This window comes from Pseudomonas sp. PS01298, from assembly GCF_029959745.1.
Classification (GTDB): domain Bacteria; phylum Pseudomonadota; class Gammaproteobacteria; order Pseudomonadales; family Pseudomonadaceae; genus Aquipseudomonas; species Aquipseudomonas aylmerensis.
In genome coordinates, this window is the sequence record NZ_JASCPP010000128.1 from 1 (window position 1) to 15,928 (window position 15,928).

The following is a 15,928-nucleotide window of genomic DNA, read 5'->3' on the forward strand; positions in this document are numbered from 1 at the left end:
GTGTATCAGTGTCAGATGTGCTGACTGACCCACCGCCTTCGCGAGCAAGCCCGCTCCCACCTTTGGAATGCATTCCAAATAGAGGACGGCGTCAAACCACGGCGTTATAGAACTGCTCGCTGCTCTTCTGCTCCACCAACGCCTGCTCGATCGCTGCCTGGTGCACTTCATCGGCGTGCTCTTCGCGCGCTTCCGGCAGGATGCCCAGGCGTGAGAACAGCTGCATGTCCTTGTCGGCCTGCGGGTTGGCGGTGGTCAGCAGTTTGTCGCCGTAGAAAATCGAGTTGGCGCCGGCGAAGAATGCCAGTGCCTGCATCTGCTCGTTCATCGCCTCGCGGCCGGCCGACAGCCGCACATGGGATTGCGGCATCAGGATGCGCGCCACGGCGAGCATGCGAATGAAGTCGAACGGGTCGATATCTTCGGCGTTTTCCAGCGGCGTGCCGGCGACTTTCACCAGCATGTTGATCGGCACCGATTCTGGATGCTCCGGCAGGTTGGCCAGCTGGATCAGCAGGTTGGCGCGGTCATCCAGCGACTCACCCATGCCGAGGATGCCACCGGAGCAGATCTTCATCCCCGAGTCACGTACGTAGGCCAGGGTTTGCAGGCGCTCGCTGTAGGTGCGGGTGGTGATGATCGAGCCGTAGAACTCCGGCGAGGTGTCGAGGTTGTGGTTGTAATAGTCGAGGCCGGCCTGGGCCAGGGCTTCGGTCTGGTCCTGGTCGAGACGGCCGAGGGTCATGCAGGTTTCCAGGCCCATGGCCTTCACCCCTTTGACCATCTGCAGCACGTAGGGCATGTCTTTGGCCGACGGGTGCTTCCAGGCCGCGCCCATGCAGAAACGCGTTGAGCCGATGGCTTTGGCGCGGGCGGCCTCTTCGAGGACCTTCTGCACCTCCATCAGCTTTTCTTTTTCCAGGCCGGTGTTGTAGTGGCCCGACTGCGGACAATATTTGCAATCTTCCGGGCAGGCGCCGGTTTTGATCGACAGCAAGGTCGACACTTGCACGCGGTTGGCGTCGAAATGCGCGCGGTGCACGGTCTGCGCCTGGAACAACAGGTCATTGAACGGCTGCACGAACAACGCTTTGACTTCGGCTAAGGACCAATCGTGACGCAACGTGGCGGTGGTGCTGGCGCTCATGGGCGATTCCTTGATTATGCTTGGGCAAGCGCTGCGGGAAGGGCAATACCCACAAGCGCGACACGGATGCTCGGCATATTTAAGGAAGATTCATGCACTGTCAACCCGACTACAAACACAAGGTTTACATCTGGTTAAAAAACACACAGACATGTTTACTCTGTGATGAAAGCACCCAGACAGACGATTGCGTGTGCACTGCCTGCGAATCGCAATTGCCCTGGCTGACGGAACACTGCGAGGTGTGCGCCCTGCCGTTGCCCATGGACGGGTTGATCTGCGGCCAATGCCAGCGCCAGCCGCCGGCCTTTAAACAAGTGGTCGCGCCCTTCACCTTCAGTTTTCCCGTCGACACCATGATCACCCGTTTCAAGCATCAGGCCCGCTGGCCACTCGGGCACCTGCTGGGCCGCTTGCTGGGTCAGCACCTGCGCCATCGCCTGGACAACGCTGAACTCAGCCGCCCCGATTGCCTGCTGCCGGTGCCCATGGCGCGCAAACGCCTGCGCGAACGCGGTTACAACCAGGCGCTGATGCTCGCGCGCTGGCTCAGCGAGGAGCTGGACATCGGCGTTGATGAACACCTGCTGCTGCGCCCCCAGGAAACCGTCGCGCAACAGGCGCTGGACGCCAAGACCCGCCGACGCAACCTGCTCGGCGCTTTCGACCTGGCGCCCGGCGCGCTGGTGCAGGGCCGGCACTTTGCGCTGGTGGACGATGTACTCACCACCGGCGCCACCGCCCATAGCCTGGCGCGCCTGCTGCTGAGCGCCGGGGCTCGGCAGGTCGATGTGTATTGCCTGGCACGCACGCCCAAACCGGGCGGCTGACTTGACTCCCGCGCGCCAGCGCTGCAACGTCCGCTCATCTCAACGAAGCGTGTGCCCATGTCCCTGCCGACTTCCCTCAGCCAACACATTATCCGTCGCCCCCAGCGCATCGCCTTGCTGGGGCATATCGCCGAGCAGGGCTCCATCACCCGTGCCGCCAAGAGTGCCGGCCTGAGTTACAAGGCGGCCTGGGACGCCATCGACGAGCTCAACAATCTGGCGCAAAAACCGCTGGTGGAGCGCAGCGTCGGTGGCAAGGGCGGGGGCGGCGCCAAGCTGACGGCCGAAGGCGAGCGCGTGTTGCGCCTCTACCAGCGCCTGCAAATGTTGCAGGCCGAGGTGCTGGGTTCGGATGAAGCCGCCAGCGACTTCAGCCTGCTCGGCCGCTTGATGCTGCGCACCAGCGCGCGTAACCAGTTGCACGGGCAAGTGATCGCCATCGAGCAGCATGGCCGCAACGACCTGATCTGCCTGCAACTGGCCGGCGGACTGACCCTGCAAGCGCAAATCACCCACGACAGCACGCAACGGCTGGAGCTGGAAATGGGCGTCGAAGTGGTCGCGCTGATCAAGGCGGGCTGGCTGGAACTGCTCGCTCCGGAACAAGCTGCAACACCTGGACACAATTGCATGAGCGGCAGCGTCGAGGCCATTCTCGCGGCCGACGACGGCCCCAGCGAAGTGCGCATCGCCTTGCCCACTGGCCAGGTTTTATGCGCCCTGGCCCAGCCGGACGCACTCAAGGCCCTGGGTGCCGTGGAAGGAAAGACGCTCCAGGTGCAATTTGCGCCGAGCAATGTGCTGCTCGGCACACCGGTGTAGCAACGCCCCGCCTTCAAACTGCAACAATTTCGTCACGCCCGCTCCTTAAGGTGTCTGCAAAAACCGCAGGGAGCCTGAGATGAGCCTATTAGAAGAAAACCAAGCCACCGACCTCGAGCAGATAGTCGGCCTTACCCGCCGCCGCTTTATCGGCGCCGGCGCCCTGTGCGGTGCCGCGATGTTCCTCGGCGGCAACCTGCTGAGCCGCAGCGCATTGGCCGTCAACGCCGCCACAGCAAGCCCGTTGCTGGGCTTTACCAGCATCACCGCCGCCACCAGCGACGCCATCACCCTGCCGCCCGGCTACAGCGCCTCGGTGCTGATCAGCTGGGGCCAGCCGCTGCACAAGAACGCGCCGGCGTTCGACCCGTCCGGCAACGGCACCGCCAAGGCCCAGGAGCAGCAGTTCGGTGACAACAACGACGGCATGAGCCTGTTCGCCTTCCCCGGCGACGATCACCGCGCGCTGATGGCGATCAACAACGAATACACCAACTATCGCTACCTCTTCGCCCACGGCGGTGCGCCGCAGTCGGCTGAAGACGTGCACAAGGCCCAGGCCAGCGAAGGCGTGTCGGTGATCGAAGTGCAGCGCAAAGGTGACAGCTGGCAGTTCGTCCAGGACTCGCGCTACAACCGCCGCATCCATGGCAACTCGCCGATCCGCGTGGGCGGCCCCGCTGCCGGCCACGCCTGGCTGAAAACCTCTGCCGACAAGTCCGGCAAGCAGGTGCTGGGCACCTTTCAGAACTGCGCCAACGGCAAGACGCCGTGGGGCACTTACCTGACGTGCGAGGAGAACTTCACCGACTGTTTCGGCAGCAGCAACCCCCAGCAAAGCTTCGACGCCGGGCAGAAACGCTACGGCGTGGTGGCCGCCAGCAAAGACATCAACTGGCACCTGCATGACCCGCGCTTCGACATCGCCAAAAACCCCAACGAGCTCAACCGCCACGGCTGGGTGGTGGAGATCGACCCGTTCGACCCGCACTCCACGCCGGTCAAGCGTACCGCCCTGGGTCGCTTCAAACACGAGAACGCCGCCCTCGCCGAAACCCGCGACGGCCGCGCCGTGGTGTACATGGGCGATGATGAACGCGGTGAGTTCATCTACAAATTCGTCAGCCGCGACAAGATCAACCACAAGAATCCGAAGGCCAACAAAGACCTGCTCGACCACGGCACCTTGTACGTGGCGATCTTCGATGCAGGCGACGGCGATGCCGACCACCCCAAGGGCAAGGGCCAATGGGTCGAGCTGACCCACGGCAAAAATGGTATCGATGCCAGCAGCGGTTTTGCCAGCCAGGCTGAAGTGCTGATCCACGCCCGCCTGGCCGCCAGCGTGGTGAAAGCCACGCGCATGGACCGCCCGGAATGGATCGTGGTCAGCCCCACCGACGGCCAGGTCTATTGCACCCTGACCAACAACGCCAAGCGTGGCGAAGACGGCCAGCCGGTGGGCGGCCCCAACCCGCGTGAAAAGAACGTCTACGGCCAGATCCTGCGCTGGAAGGCGGATGCCGATAACCACGGTGCCAACACGTTCAGTTGGGACCTGTTTGTGGTCGCCGGCAACCCCGGTGTGCATGCCGGCACGCCGAAGGGCGGTTCGTCGAATATCAACCCGCAGAACATGTTCAACAGCCCCGACGGGCTGGGGTTCGACAAAGCCGGACGCCTGTGGATCCTCACCGACGGCGACTACAGCAACGCGGGTGACTTCGCCGGCATGGGCAATAACCAGATGCTGTGCGCCGACCCGAGCACTGGTGAGATTCGCCGCTTCATGGTCGGACCGGTGGCCTGTGAGGTAACGGGGATCAGCTTTTCGCCGGATCAGAAGACCCTGTTTGTGGGGATTCAGCACCCGGGCGAAACGGGCGGTTCGACGTGGCCGGAGCATCTGCCCAACGGCAAGCCGCGCTCGTCGGTGATGGCGATTCGGCGGGATGATGGTGGCGTCGTGGGCGCCTGATAGGCCGTCTTCGCGGGCAAGCCCGCTCCCACAGGTGAGCGCATTCCAGTCTGGGACGTGGGCGGATTGGACGCCGGTGCATGCTGGAACTGGGTCAACCGTGGGAGCGGGCTTGCCCGCGAAGGCGTCCGCACAGCCACCACCTATCTCTGCCCGTGTGCGTTACCATACCCGGCCGGACGCGGCGCTCTGCTGCGCGCAGGAGTTCGCATGGCCCATCCGTTTGAAACACTCACCCCCGACCTGGTGCTCGACGCCGTCGAAAGCATCGGTTTCCTCAGCGATGCGCGCGTTCTCGCGCTCAACAGCTACGAAAACCGTGTCTACCAGGTGGGCATCGAAGACGCCGAACCGCTGATCGCCAAGTTCTACCGCCCCCAGCGCTGGACCAACGAAGCGATCCTCGAAGAACACCGCTTCACCTTTGAGCTGGCCGAGTGCGAAGTCCCGGTGGTTGCGCCGCTGATCCACAATGGCGAAAGCCTGTTCGAACACGCAGGTTTCCGCTTCACCCTGTTTCCTCGCCGTGGCGGCCGTGCGCCAGAGCCGGGCAATCTCGATCAACTCTATCGCCTCGGGCAATTGCTCGGCCGCTTACATGCGGTGGGGGCCACGCGCCCGTTCGAACACCGCGAAGCCTTGGGCGTGAAGAACTTCGGCCACGACTCCCTCACCACCCTGCTGGAAGGCAACTTCATCCCCAAGAGCCTGTTGCCAGCCTATGAATCGGTGGCCCGCGACCTGCTCAAGCGGGTGGAAGAGGTGTACAAGGCCACCCCGCACAAGAACATCCGCATGCACGGCGATTGCCACCCCGGCAACATGATGTGTCGCGACGAGATGTTCCATATCGTCGACCTCGATGACTGCCGCATGGGCCCCGCCGTGCAGGACCTGTGGATGATGCTCGCCGGCGACCGCCAGGAATGCCTGGGGCAGCTGTCAGAACTGATGGACGGTTACCAGGAATTCCACGACTTCGACCCGCGTGAACTCGCGCTGATCGAACCGCTGCGCGCCTTGCGCCTGATGCACTACAGCGCCTGGCTGGCACGGCGCTGGGATGACCCGGCGTTTCCCCACAGCTTCCCGTGGTTCGGCAGTGAGCGGTACTGGGGCGATCAGGTGCTGGCGTTGCGCGAACAGCTCTCGGCGCTCAACGAAGAACCGCTGAAACTGTTCTGACCGAAATGCCCCTGTGGGAGCTGGCTTGCCTGCGACGGCGTCACCTCGGCGTGCCTGATATACCGAGTTGTCTGCATCGCAGGCAAGCCAGCTCCACAGAAAAGCCAGTCCCACTGTCTGACAAAAATCCTTACAATCGCGCTTTGTTAGCTGCCTAAGCAAGGATTCTGCATGCACGCCGCCAACCCTCGCAAAGGGTACATTTTGGGCCTCAGCGCCTATGTCATCTGGGGTCTGTTCCCGCTCTACTTCAAAGCCATCGCCAGCGTACCCGCCGCCGAAATCATCGTGCACCGGGTGCTGTGGTCGGCGCTGTTCGGTGGCGTGCTGCTGATGGTGTGGAAACACCCCGGCTGGTTCCGCGAACTGCGGGACAACCCCAAGCGCCTGGCGATCCTGGCCCTCAGCGGTTCGTTGATTGCGGGTAACTGGTTGACCTATGTGTGGTCGGTGAACAGCGGGCGCATGCTCGAAGCGAGCCTGGGTTATTACATCAACCCGTTGGTGAATGTGCTGCTGGGCATGCTGATCCTCGGCGAACGCCTGCGCCGCCTGCAGTGGGTCGCCGTAGGCCTGGCAGCGGTGGGTGTAGCCCAGCAGGTGTGGCAGGTGGGCAGCCTGCCGTGGGTGTCGCTGGTGCTGGCACTGACTTTCGGGTTCTACGGCCTGATCCGCAAGCAGGCACCCGTCAAGGCGTTGCCGGGGCTGGTGGTTGAGACCTGGATGCTGGTGCCGATTGCGGTGGCGTGGCTGCTGTTCAATCCGTCGGCGCACAGTGCGCAGCTGGAATTCTGGAGCACATCCGAGGCCTGGTGGCTGGTGGCCGCAGGCCCGGTCACGTTGATCCCGCTGGTGTGCTTCAACGCCGCTGCGCGGCATTTGCCCTACACCGCATTGGGCTTCCTGCAGTACGTAGCGCCGACGCTGGTGCTGCTGGAAGCCGTGCTGCTGTTCGGCGAACATCTGGCGCAAAGCACGCTGATCGCCTTCGCCTTTATCTGGGCCGGCCTGGTGGTCTACAGCCTGGACGCCTGGATGAGCGTGCGCAAGCGCTGATCAAATAACGTACAAACCCCTGCAGGCCACGAATGGCGTGGCTTGCAGACATCCACCCCAAGGTTATCCACAACCTGATCCCCGCCATTTGTGCACAAGCCCTTGAAACTGCTCGTTTTTTGCTCAGCTCGCGAAGACGCACGCAGTGCGTGGCCTGGGGCCAGGTCTCTACAGGTTATCCACAGGCCCATGCAAGATTTCCATGCATAACCTTGTGCGTGGTTATTCCTCGTTGCGCAGTTCCACCATCAGGTCATCCGCCAGGGTTTCCAAGGATTCCTGCAACGCCTCCAGGGACACGTTCGACGGCACCTGCAGCAGGGCCTCGGCGCTGAACAGCAGGTCACCGCTCATCGGCGCCGGGCGCACATCGGTGCTCAAGCGCTCAAGGTTGACCCCCTGCTTGCTCAGCAGCGCCGTGATCTCGCGCACGATGCCCGAACGGTCATTGCCCACCAGCGTCATCAGGATCGGTTTGGACGCCGACGCCTGCCCGCTGCTGCCCTCGCCCACCAGCACCCGAATGCCGTGGGTGGACAAGTCCTCCAGCGCGGCCACCAGGGCCTGACGGCTTTCCGCCGGCACACTGACGCGCAGGATCCCGGCAAACTGTCCCGCCATGTGCGCCATGCGGCTTTCCAGCCAGTTGCCGCCGTGCGCCGCGATGTTCTGCGCGATGCGTTCCACCAGGCCGGGTTTGTCGGCGGCGATAATAGTGAGTACAAGATGGTCCATGGCGAATTCCTCAGATGTTGTTGTTTTCTGTAGGAGCCGGCGTTCCGGCGATAGCGGCCTGATCATCGCCGCGAGGTTCAAGGGCCTCATCGCTGGCGAGGACTCAGCGTCCCCCCAGCTCTTACAAGGTGGACGCAGGCGTGGCCGAAAACAAATCGTGTACCATTTTTAGATTTATCTGGAACAATCTCATAGTTTTTTGAGAACATCCCGTTCTCCGCTGTGACCGTACGACCAAAGTGGGTCGCTAAACGACGTATTTAGTCTAATTTTCACAACCGCAAGTCATCATGTAGTATGCCCAACCGTGCACTACATAATGAAAATCTGAAACAGCGCATAAGCTCCGCAGAGTGAGGCAAGCAATGACTGAACACGTTCAAGTCGGTGGCCTGCAGGTCGCCAAAGTCCTGTTCGACTTCGTGAACAACGAAGCCATTCCCGGCACCGGCATCACTGCCGACCAGTTCTGGGCCGGCGCCGACAAGGTCATCCATGACCTGGCACCGAAGAACAAAGCCCTACTCGCCAAACGCGATGATTTCCAGGCGCGGATCGACACCTGGCACCAGACTCACGCCGGCCAGGCCCATGACCCGGTGGCCTACAAAGCCTTCCTGCAAGATATCGGATACCTGCTGCCAGAAGCCGCAGATTTCCAGGCAACGACCCAAAACGTCGATGACGAAATTGCCCGCATGGCCGGCCCCCAGCTGGTCGTGCCCGTGATGAATGCCCGTTTCGCCCTCAACGCCTCGAATGCGCGCTGGGGTTCGCTGTACGACGCGCTGTATGGCACCGACGCCATCAGCGAAGCCGACGGCGCCGAGAAGGGCAAGGGCTACAACAAGGTGCGTGGCGACAAGGTCATCGCCTTCGCCCGCGCTTTCCTCGACGAAGCCGCGCCGCTGACGGCCGGCAGTCACGTCGACTCCACCGGCTACAAGATCGTCGACGGCAAGCTGATCGTCAGCCTCAAGGGCGGCAGCAACAGCGGCCTGCGCGACGACGCCCAGTTGATCGGTTTCCAGGGCCCCGCGGCCGAGCCGATCGCGATCCTGCTCAAGCACAACGGCCTGCACTTCGAAATCCAGATCGACGCCAGCACCCCGGTCGGCCAGACCGACGCCGCCGGCGTCAAAGACGTGCTGATGGAAGCAGCGCTGACCACCATCATGGACTGCGAAGACTCCGTCGCCGCCGTCGATGCCGATGACAAAGTGGTGATCTACCGCAACTGGCTCGGCCTGATGAAAGGCGACCTGGCCGAAGAAGTGGCCAAGGGCGGCAAGACCTTCACCCGTACCATGAACGCCGACCGTGTCTACACCGGCGTGGATGGCCAGGACGTGACCCTGCATGGCCGTTCGCTGCTGTTCGTGCGCAACGTTGGCCACTTGATGACCATCGACGCGATCCTCGACAAACACGGCAACGAAGTCCCGGAAGGCATCCTCGACGGCCTGCTCACCAGCCTGGCGGCGATCCACAGCCTCAACGGCACCAGCAGCCGCAAGAACAGCCGGACCGGTTCGGTGTACATCGTCAAACCGAAGATGCATGGCCCCGAAGAAGCTGCGTTCACCAACGAGCTGTTCGGCCGCATCGAAGACGTGCTGAACCTGCCGCGCAACACCTTGAAAGTCGGGATCATGGACGAGGAGCGCCGTACCACGGTCAACCTCAAGGCCTGTATCAAGGCCGCCAGCGAGCGCGTGGTGTTTATCAACACCGGCTTCCTCGACCGTACCGGTGACGAAATCCACACCTCCATGGAAGCCGGCGCGATGGTGCGCAAGGCGGCGATGAAGGCGGAAAAATGGATCGGCGCCTACGAAAACTGGAACGTCGATATCGGCCTGAGCACTGGCTTGCAGGGCCGTGCGCAGATCGGCAAAGGCATGTGGGCGATGCCCGACCTGATGGCCGCGATGCTCGAACAGAAGATCGCGCACCCGCTGGCCGGTGCCAACACCGCCTGGGTACCCTCGCCGACCGCAGCCGCACTGCACGCGCTGCACTACCACAAGGTCGACGTGTTCGCCCGCCAGGCGGAGCTGGCCAAGCGCGAGCGCGCCTCGGTGGACGATATCCTCACTATCCCGCTGGCGCAGAATACCGACTGGTCCGAGGAAGAGATCCGCAACGAACTGGACAACAACGCCCAGGGCATCCTCGGCTATGTCGTGCGCTGGATCGACCAGGGTGTGGGCTGCTCGAAAGTGCCGGACATCAACGACGTCGGCCTGATGGAAGACCGCGCCACCCTGCGCATCTCCAGCCAACACATCGCCAACTGGCTGCGCCACGGCATCGTCAATGAAGCCCAGGTGCTGGAAAGCCTCAAACGCATGGCGCCGGTGGTGGACCGTCAGAATGCCGGGGATGCGCTGTACCGTCCGCTGGCGCCGGATTTCGATAGCAACATTGCGTTCCAGGCCGCGGTGGAGCTGGTGATTGAAGGGACCAAGCAGCCGAATGGGTATACCGAGCCGGTGTTGCATCGTCGGCGTCGGGAGTTCAAGGCCAAGAATGGGCTTTGAATAAAGTGAGGTAAGTGAAAAGCCCCTATCGAGAGATCGGGGCTTTTTCATTTGTGATCCAGACAACTTAAGTATCAGGTATATGAGTTTCTGAATGTGCCATTGAGCACGACAAAAGTCCCATCACTCTTCTTAAAGCGAACGTTCAGCAACCACCCAGTGTGTTCAAAGGCAGTACCAAACTGAGGCCGATCGACCCAGAGCCAAATCTCACCTTCTACCGCTGAATAATACAGTTCGCCATCCGATGCCCGGTACCACGGTCTAAGACTCGTCGCTTCAAAGACGTGAAAGCCGTTGGGCACGTCATGGCCGTAGCGCAGGTCGATGCGTTCGGGGTCAGCCCCCAATATTGCAGTCCAAGATCGGGCTCCAAGCACTTCTTGCGCCTGAAACAAACGAGCTGCTTGGTTCTCAATGACCAGAATGTAGGCGTTACCCTCTTGGGCATTGGCTCGAGCTGCCTGTAATTGCGTTTCGTCGATTAGTGGTTTTTCCGTACTCATGATGAATTCCCGTTCAATGGTTATGAAACATGGATCCTCGCTCCATGCCTGCTAAACCACTAAACATTGGATAAATCATGAACTCTACTGTCAGAATTGACAGTAGCGACGAACGGAACCTACTGCGCCATCCCCAATTCCCGCTTGACCATCTTCGCCAACTTCACGCTATCAATCGGCTTGAGCAAGAAGTCCACCACGCTCAAATGCATTGCATCGATCACATCCGGGGCTTCGGCGTCTCCCGACATAATGATGATCGGCAACGCCGCACGGGTGGAACTGCGCACCTGGCGAATCAGTTCCAGGCCATTGCTGGGGGCCATGCGCAGGTCAGTGATGAGTAAACCGATGGAGCTGCTGGAGCTCAACAATTCCCACGCTGTCTTGCCGCTGTCGGCCGTCATGCAGCGAATACCGTCCAGGCCCAGGATCTCCGCCAGCAGTTCACGCGCATCCTTGTCGTCGTCAACAATCAACACGCGTTGTGGCGGTAAATCAGGCTCCAGCATCACGGCGCTCAGCGCCTCGCGCTCGGCATCACTCAAAATATCGTGGTCGGACATACAGTTCTCAGCAGTTCTCATCAATCTCCCAGCACACTCGTCAGACATCTGCGGAAGGGCGTTCAATGTGCACTTCGTCGGAAAGTTTGCCTAGTGGGCGTTCTACGGGGTTTGGACGATAGTCATGTAAGGTTTTTCCTTAGTTTTACGCCGTTTTCATCGACCTAGACTTACGTCCAATGGGCACCTGCCGCGCAGGAGTCGACCATGCAGGACGATAACGACAAAAAAATTGCGGTCATGTTATGAGTAAAGCTGATGCCTTCGCCCAAGCGGGGAAAACTGCTGTATTGCAGAACATCCACGGCACCCTGCAGTTCCTGCAACGCTTCCCACCGTTCAACCAGATGGAGCACGCACACCTGGCGTTCCTGGTGGAGCAGTGTCAATTACGCTTCTTCGGCCCCGGCGAGAGCATCCTCAAACCGTCGGGCGGGCCGGTGGAGCACTTCTACATCGTCAAGCAAGGCCGCGTGGTGGGTGAACGGCCGGACTCGAAGCAAGCCACCTTCGAAATCACCGCCGGCGAGTGTTTCCCCCTCGCCGCGCTGTTGGGCGAGCGGGCCACACGGACCGAGCACAAGGCCGCCGAAGACACCTTTTGCCTGCAACTGAACAAGCCGGCCTTTATCAAGCTGTTCGCCCTTTCCAGCCCGTTTCGCGACTTTGCCCTGCGCGGCGTCAGCAGCCTGCTGGACCAGGTCAACCAGCAGGTGCAGCAAAAAGCCGTGGAAACCCTCGGCACCCAATATTCCCTGAACACCCGCCTGGGCGAGTTGGCCATGCGCCACCCGGTCACCTGCAGCCCGCAAACACCGCTGCGTGAGGCGGTGACGCTGATGCACGAGCAGCAAGTCGGCAGCATTGTGATCGTCGATGAACACAAGGCGCCGCTGGGGATTTTCACCCTGCGCGATTTGCGCCAGGTGGTGGCCGATGGCACCAGCGATTTCAGCCAGGGCATCGACGCCCATATGACCCAGGCGCCGTTCTTCCTGACCCCGGACCACAGCGCGTTCGACGCTGCCATCGCCATGACCGAACGGCATATCGCCCACGTGTGCCTGGTGAAGGAAAAGCGCCTGTGTGGCGTGGTGTCCGAGCGCGACCTGTTTTCCCTGCAGCGGGTCGACCTGGTGCACCTGGCACGCACCATCCGCAACGCGCCCCGGGTGGAGAACCTGGTGGCGATTCGCGGCGAGATCGGCCAGTTGGTCGAGCGCATGCTGGCCCACGGCGCGTCGTCGACGCAGATCACCCACATCATTACGCTGCTCAACGATCACACCGTGTGCCGGGTGATCGAGCTGACCCTGGCGGAAAAAGGCGACCCAGGCGTGCCCTTCAGTTGGCTGTGTTTTGGCAGCGAAGGCCGCCGCGAGCAGACGCTCTTCACCGACCAGGACAACGGCATCCTGTTCGACGCCAAGGACGCCGTCGAGGCGGCAACCCTGCGTGGGCGCCTGCTGCCCCTGGCGCAGCAGATCAACCAGAGCCTGGCGCTGTGCGGCTTCAGCCTGTGCAAGGGCAATATCATGGCCGGCAACCCCGAGCTGTGCCTGTCACGGGCCGAATGGGCGCGGCGCTTCGGCGCGTTTATTCGCGAGGCGACGCCGGAGAACCTGCTGGGTTCGAGCATCTATTTCGACCTGCGCGTGGTGTGGGGTGATGAGCGCGGCTGCGAACAACTGCGCCAGGGCATTCTCGACCAGGTCGCGGATAACCGGCTGTTCCAGCGCATGCTGGCGGAAAACGCCTTGCGCCAGCGCCCGCCCGTAGGACGTTTCCGTGATTTTGTGCTGTCGCGCAAAGGTGCGGAAAAAGCCACCCTCGACCTCAAGGTCCAGGGCTTGACGCCCTTCGTCGACGGCGCGCGATTGCTCGCCCTGGCCAATGGCATCCACGCCAATAACACCCTGGAGCGCCTGCGCCAGTTGGTGGTCAAGGAGGTGATCGAGCCGCTCGACGGCGCCGCCTACGAAGAGGCCTATCACTTCATCCAGCAAACCCGCATGCAGCAGCATCAGTTGCAGACCCGGGAAAACCAGCCGTACTCCAACCGCGTCGACCCTGACAGCCTCAACCACCTGGACCGCCGCATCCTGCGTGAGTCCCTGCGCCAGGCCCAGCGCCTGCAAAGCAGCCTGACCCTGCGGTACCAGCTGTGAGCCTGTTCGGCTGGCTGCGCGCGGCTAAACCCGGGCTCGATGCCGCGCAGCAACAACGCCTGGCGCAATTGCCCAAGCCTGCGGCCCTGGGCGACGGTCCGCTGCGCAGTCAGCGCTGGGTGGTGGTGGACCTGGAAACCAGCGGCCTGAACCTCAATCGCGACCAGGTGCTGTCGATCGGTGCAGTGGTCATCGAGGACGGCGCGGTGGATTTCTCCCAGCTGTTCGAGCGCACCTTGCACCGCGCCGACACCAAGCTCAGCCCCAGCGTGCTGATCCACGGCCTGGGGCCCAGTGCAATTGCCGCGGGCAGTGATCCGGTTGAAGCGCTGCTGGATTTCATGGCGTTTGTCGGCGACAGCCCGCTGCTCGCGTTCCACGCGCCATTCGATCAGCACATGCTGTGCCGGGCGCTCAAGGACAGCCTGGGCTATCGCCTGGCCCACACGTTCCTGGATGTGGCCGACATCGCCCCACTGCTGTGCCCCGAAGCGCATATCCGTGAAGCCGGGCTGGATGACTGGATCCATCACTTCAATCTGCAGGTAGGCGAACGCCATCATGCCAGCGCCGACGCCTTGGCCACGGCGGAGCTGATGCTCATCCTGTTGAGCCGTGCGCGCCAGCAGCAGATCGACACGCCCCAGGCGCTGCAAGAGCGTTTGAGCCAATGGAAACGGCGTAAACAGGCGCCATCGTTTTAATGTCATCTCCCGACAGACGCCAATTGCGCCCACCCCACGCCTCTGACACAATCGCGAATAATTCTCGTTAGTTTAAACCTCTTGTCTATTCGGTGATGCCTTGTCGTCGGTCCAGAACCCACACAGTGAGCTTGTTGGCGCGTTGTATCGCGACCATCGTGGCTGGCTGTTGGCCTGGCTGCGGCGCAATGTGGCCTGCCCGAGCCGCGCCGAGGACCTGAGCCAGGACACCTTCATGCGCCTGCTCGGCCGTGACGAGTTGCGCGCACCCCGCGAGCCGCGTGCCTTCCTGGTGGCAATCGCCAAAGGGTTGTTGTTCGACTACTTCCGTCGCGCAGCGCTGGAACAGGCGTACCTCAGCGAATTGATGCTGATCCCGGAAAGCGAACACCCGTCGCCCGAAGAACAGCAGTTGATCCTCGAAGACCTCAAGGCCATCGACCGCCTGCTCGGCAAGCTGTCGAGCAAGGCCCGCGCGGCCTTCCTCTACAACCGCCTGGATGGCCTGGGCCACGCGGAAATCGCCCAGCGCCTCGGCGTCTCCGTGCCGCGCGTGCGCCAATACCTGGCCCAGGGCATTCGCCAGTGCTACATCGCCCTGTATGGCGAGCCGCTGTGAGCGTGATCAGTTCCAAGCCCGTGTCGGCCCGTGTGCTGGATGCGGCGATCGCCTGGCAACTGTCGCTGGATTCGGGCGACGGCAGCGCGGTGGAGCGCGAGGAATTCGACAAATGGCTGGCCAGCGATGAAGAGCACGCCCGCGCCTGGCGCCAACTGGGCATGCTCGACCAGCGCTTCAGCGTGGCCTCGGGCCCGGCGCGGGTGGCGTTGCTGCAGTCGCGCGAGGGCATTCGCCAGCGCGTGCGCAAACTAGGCAGCGGCCTGGCGAGCATTGCGCTGGTGTGCGGCCTGGCGCTGTTTGCCGGCGAACGCTACGTGCCGATCCACTATTGGCTGGCCGACCAACGCACGGCTACCGGTGAACAGCGCACGCTGAAACTGGCGGACGGCACGCTGATCAACCTCAATACCCACAGCGCCATCGACGTACGTTTCGATGACAAGCGCCGGCTGATTGTGCTGCAGGAAGGCGAAATCCTCGTCGAAACCGGCCACAACGATGCGCGCCCGTTCTACGTGCAAACCCGCGACGGCAACCTGCGGGCGCTGGGCACGCGGTTTATCGTCAAGCGCGAAGACCACGCCACGCGCCTGAGCGTGCTGCAGTCGGCAGTGGGCGCCCAGCCCGAGGCATTGCCGCAGGAACAGATCTTCAAGGAAGGCCAGCAAGTGCTGATGCGCAGTGACGGCCTTGGTCCTGCGCTGGCCGTCAGCCCCGCTACCGATGCGTGGACGCGCGGCATGCTGGTGGTCGAAAACGCCCGTCTCGGCGATGTGGTGGCCGAGCTTGGCCGCTACCGCACCGGTCATTTGGGTGTGGATAAAAACGTGGCGGACCTGCGCATCACTGGCAGCTTCCCGTTGCACGACACCGACCTGGCCCTCAACGCGCTGCTGCCGACCCTGCCGGTGCAGATCCAGCAGCACACGCCGTGGTGGGTGACGGTGACCGCCAAGCCTTAGCTCAGGCGGGGCCTGGGCCATGGCTATCGCGGGCAAGTCGAATCGTCGCACCGCCCCTCCCACAGGTTGATGTGCGAATACCTCAAATGTGGGAGGGGCGGTGC

Annotated in this window: 14 protein-coding genes; 10 read left to right on the plus strand and 4 right to left on the minus strand. The window is 62.3% G+C overall.

From position 1 onward, the window contains the following. Positions 1 to 91: 91 nt before the first annotated feature. Positions 92 to 1,147 carry a biotin synthase BioB gene (gene bioB / locus QMX97_RS28115; protein ID WP_016977842.1) on the minus strand — a complete coding sequence of 352 codons (1,056 nt, stop codon included), beginning with the start codon at positions 1,145 to 1,147 and terminating at the stop codon, positions 92 to 94. A gap of 92 nt (positions 1,148 to 1,239) precedes the next feature. On the opposite strand from bioB, the gene QMX97_RS28120 reads away from it, so the two are divergent. The 5 genes from QMX97_RS28120 to rarD all read left to right on the plus strand — a co-directional run bounded on the left by QMX97_RS28120 (position 1,240) and on the right by rarD (position 7,018). Next, positions 1,240 to 1,977 carry a ComF family protein gene (locus QMX97_RS28120; protein WP_282397983.1) on the plus strand — a complete coding sequence of 246 codons (738 nt, stop codon included), beginning with the start codon at positions 1,240 to 1,242 and terminating at the stop codon, positions 1,975 to 1,977. A gap of 57 nt (positions 1,978 to 2,034) precedes the next feature. Continuing rightward, positions 2,035 to 2,799, plus strand: coding sequence for a TOBE domain-containing protein (locus QMX97_RS28125; RefSeq protein ID WP_282397984.1), 765 nt, complete (start codon positions 2,035 to 2,037; stop codon positions 2,797 to 2,799). A 79-nt stretch (positions 2,800 to 2,878) separates the two neighbouring features. Next, the gene (locus QMX97_RS28130) at positions 2,879 to 4,777 is read left to right on the plus strand and encodes a PhoX family phosphatase (RefSeq protein ID WP_282397985.1); all 1,899 of its coding nucleotides are present in this window, start codon (positions 2,879 to 2,881) and stop codon (positions 4,775 to 4,777) included. A 210-nt stretch (positions 4,778 to 4,987) separates the two neighbouring features. Then, on the plus strand, positions 4,988 to 5,962 hold the full coding sequence (locus QMX97_RS28135; protein ID WP_065904707.1) for a serine/threonine protein kinase: 975 nt from the start codon (positions 4,988 to 4,990) through the stop codon (positions 5,960 to 5,962). A gap of 171 nt (positions 5,963 to 6,133) precedes the next feature. Further along, positions 6,134 to 7,018, plus strand: a complete 885-nt coding sequence (rarD, locus tag QMX97_RS28140) for an EamA family transporter RarD (protein ID WP_065904709.1) — start codon at positions 6,134 to 6,136, stop codon at positions 7,016 to 7,018. Positions 7,019 to 7,240: 222 nt separating this feature from the next. Here the strand turns inward: rarD and QMX97_RS28145 are convergent, their stop codons facing one another. Next, on the minus strand, positions 7,241 to 7,753 hold the full coding sequence (locus tag QMX97_RS28145; RefSeq protein ID WP_065904712.1) for an ACT domain-containing protein: 513 nt from the start codon (positions 7,751 to 7,753) through the stop codon (positions 7,241 to 7,243). 365 nt (positions 7,754 to 8,118) lie between these two features. On the opposite strand from QMX97_RS28145, the gene QMX97_RS28150 reads away from it, so the two are divergent. Further along, positions 8,119 to 10,296 carry a malate synthase G gene (locus QMX97_RS28150; protein WP_282397986.1) on the plus strand — a complete coding sequence of 726 codons (2,178 nt, stop codon included), beginning with the start codon at positions 8,119 to 8,121 and terminating at the stop codon, positions 10,294 to 10,296. 74 nt (positions 10,297 to 10,370) lie between these two features. Here the strand turns inward: QMX97_RS28150 and QMX97_RS28155 are convergent, their stop codons facing one another. Beyond that, a complete protein-coding gene (locus QMX97_RS28155; protein WP_282397987.1) occupies positions 10,371 to 10,802 on the minus strand; it encodes a hypothetical protein in 432 nt (143 codons plus the stop codon). A gap of 119 nt (positions 10,803 to 10,921) precedes the next feature. Then, positions 10,922 to 11,368 (minus strand): response regulator, encoded by a 447-nt coding sequence (locus tag QMX97_RS28160; protein WP_065904718.1) that lies wholly within the window; start codon positions 11,366 to 11,368, stop codon positions 10,922 to 10,924. Positions 11,369 to 11,613: 245 nt separating this feature from the next. Between QMX97_RS28160 and QMX97_RS28165 the strand changes: the two genes are divergently transcribed. From QMX97_RS28165 to QMX97_RS28180, 4 genes are all read left to right on the plus strand, one after another. Then, entirely contained in the window at positions 11,614 to 13,536 is a 1,923-nt protein-coding gene (locus QMX97_RS28165) for a putative nucleotidyltransferase substrate binding domain-containing protein (RefSeq protein WP_065904720.1), read from the plus strand. Further along, positions 13,533 to 14,240 carry a 3'-5' exonuclease gene (locus QMX97_RS28170; protein ID WP_201146018.1) on the plus strand — a complete coding sequence of 236 codons (708 nt, stop codon included), beginning with the start codon at positions 13,533 to 13,535 and terminating at the stop codon, positions 14,238 to 14,240. Before QMX97_RS28165 ends, QMX97_RS28170 begins: the two co-directional genes overlap by 4 nt. A gap of 100 nt (positions 14,241 to 14,340) precedes the next feature. Beyond that, positions 14,341 to 14,859: an RNA polymerase sigma factor gene (locus QMX97_RS28175; RefSeq protein WP_065904725.1), complete on the plus strand. Its 519-nt coding sequence runs from the start codon at positions 14,341 to 14,343 to the stop codon at positions 14,857 to 14,859. Further along, the gene (locus tag QMX97_RS28180) at positions 14,856 to 15,824 is read left to right on the plus strand and encodes a FecR family protein (RefSeq protein ID WP_282397988.1); all 969 of its coding nucleotides are present in this window, start codon (positions 14,856 to 14,858) and stop codon (positions 15,822 to 15,824) included. Before QMX97_RS28175 ends, QMX97_RS28180 begins: the two co-directional genes overlap by 4 nt. Positions 15,825 to 15,928 lie beyond the last annotated feature (104 nt).

Coding starts and splice junctions, on each gene's coding strand:
- QMX97_RS28135 (WP_065904707.1), top strand. CDS start 4,988: ATGGCCCATCCGTTTGAAACACTCACCCCCGACCTGGTGCTCGACGCC.
- QMX97_RS28120 (WP_282397983.1), top strand. CDS start 1,240: ATGCACTGTCAACCCGACTACAAACACAAGGTTTACATCTGGTTAAAA.
- QMX97_RS28130 (WP_282397985.1), top strand. CDS start 2,879: ATGAGCCTATTAGAAGAAAACCAAGCCACCGACCTCGAGCAGATAGTC.
- QMX97_RS28125 (WP_282397984.1), top strand. CDS start 2,035: ATGTCCCTGCCGACTTCCCTCAGCCAACACATTATCCGTCGCCCCCAG.
- QMX97_RS28155 (WP_282397987.1), bottom strand. CDS start 10,802: ATGAGTACGGAAAAACCACTAATCGACGAAACGCAATTACAGGCAGCT.
- bioB (WP_016977842.1), bottom strand. CDS start 1,147: ATGAGCGCCAGCACCACCGCCACGTTGCGTCACGATTGGTCCTTAGCC.
- QMX97_RS28160 (WP_065904718.1), bottom strand. CDS start 11,368: ATGTCCGACCACGATATTTTGAGTGATGCCGAGCGCGAGGCGCTGAGC.
- rarD (WP_065904709.1), top strand. CDS start 6,134: ATGCACGCCGCCAACCCTCGCAAAGGGTACATTTTGGGCCTCAGCGCC.
- QMX97_RS28150 (WP_282397986.1), top strand. CDS start 8,119: ATGACTGAACACGTTCAAGTCGGTGGCCTGCAGGTCGCCAAAGTCCTG.
- QMX97_RS28145 (WP_065904712.1), bottom strand. CDS start 7,753: ATGGACCATCTTGTACTCACTATTATCGCCGCCGACAAACCCGGCCTG.
- QMX97_RS28165 (WP_065904720.1), top strand. CDS start 11,614: ATGAGTAAAGCTGATGCCTTCGCCCAAGCGGGGAAAACTGCTGTATTG.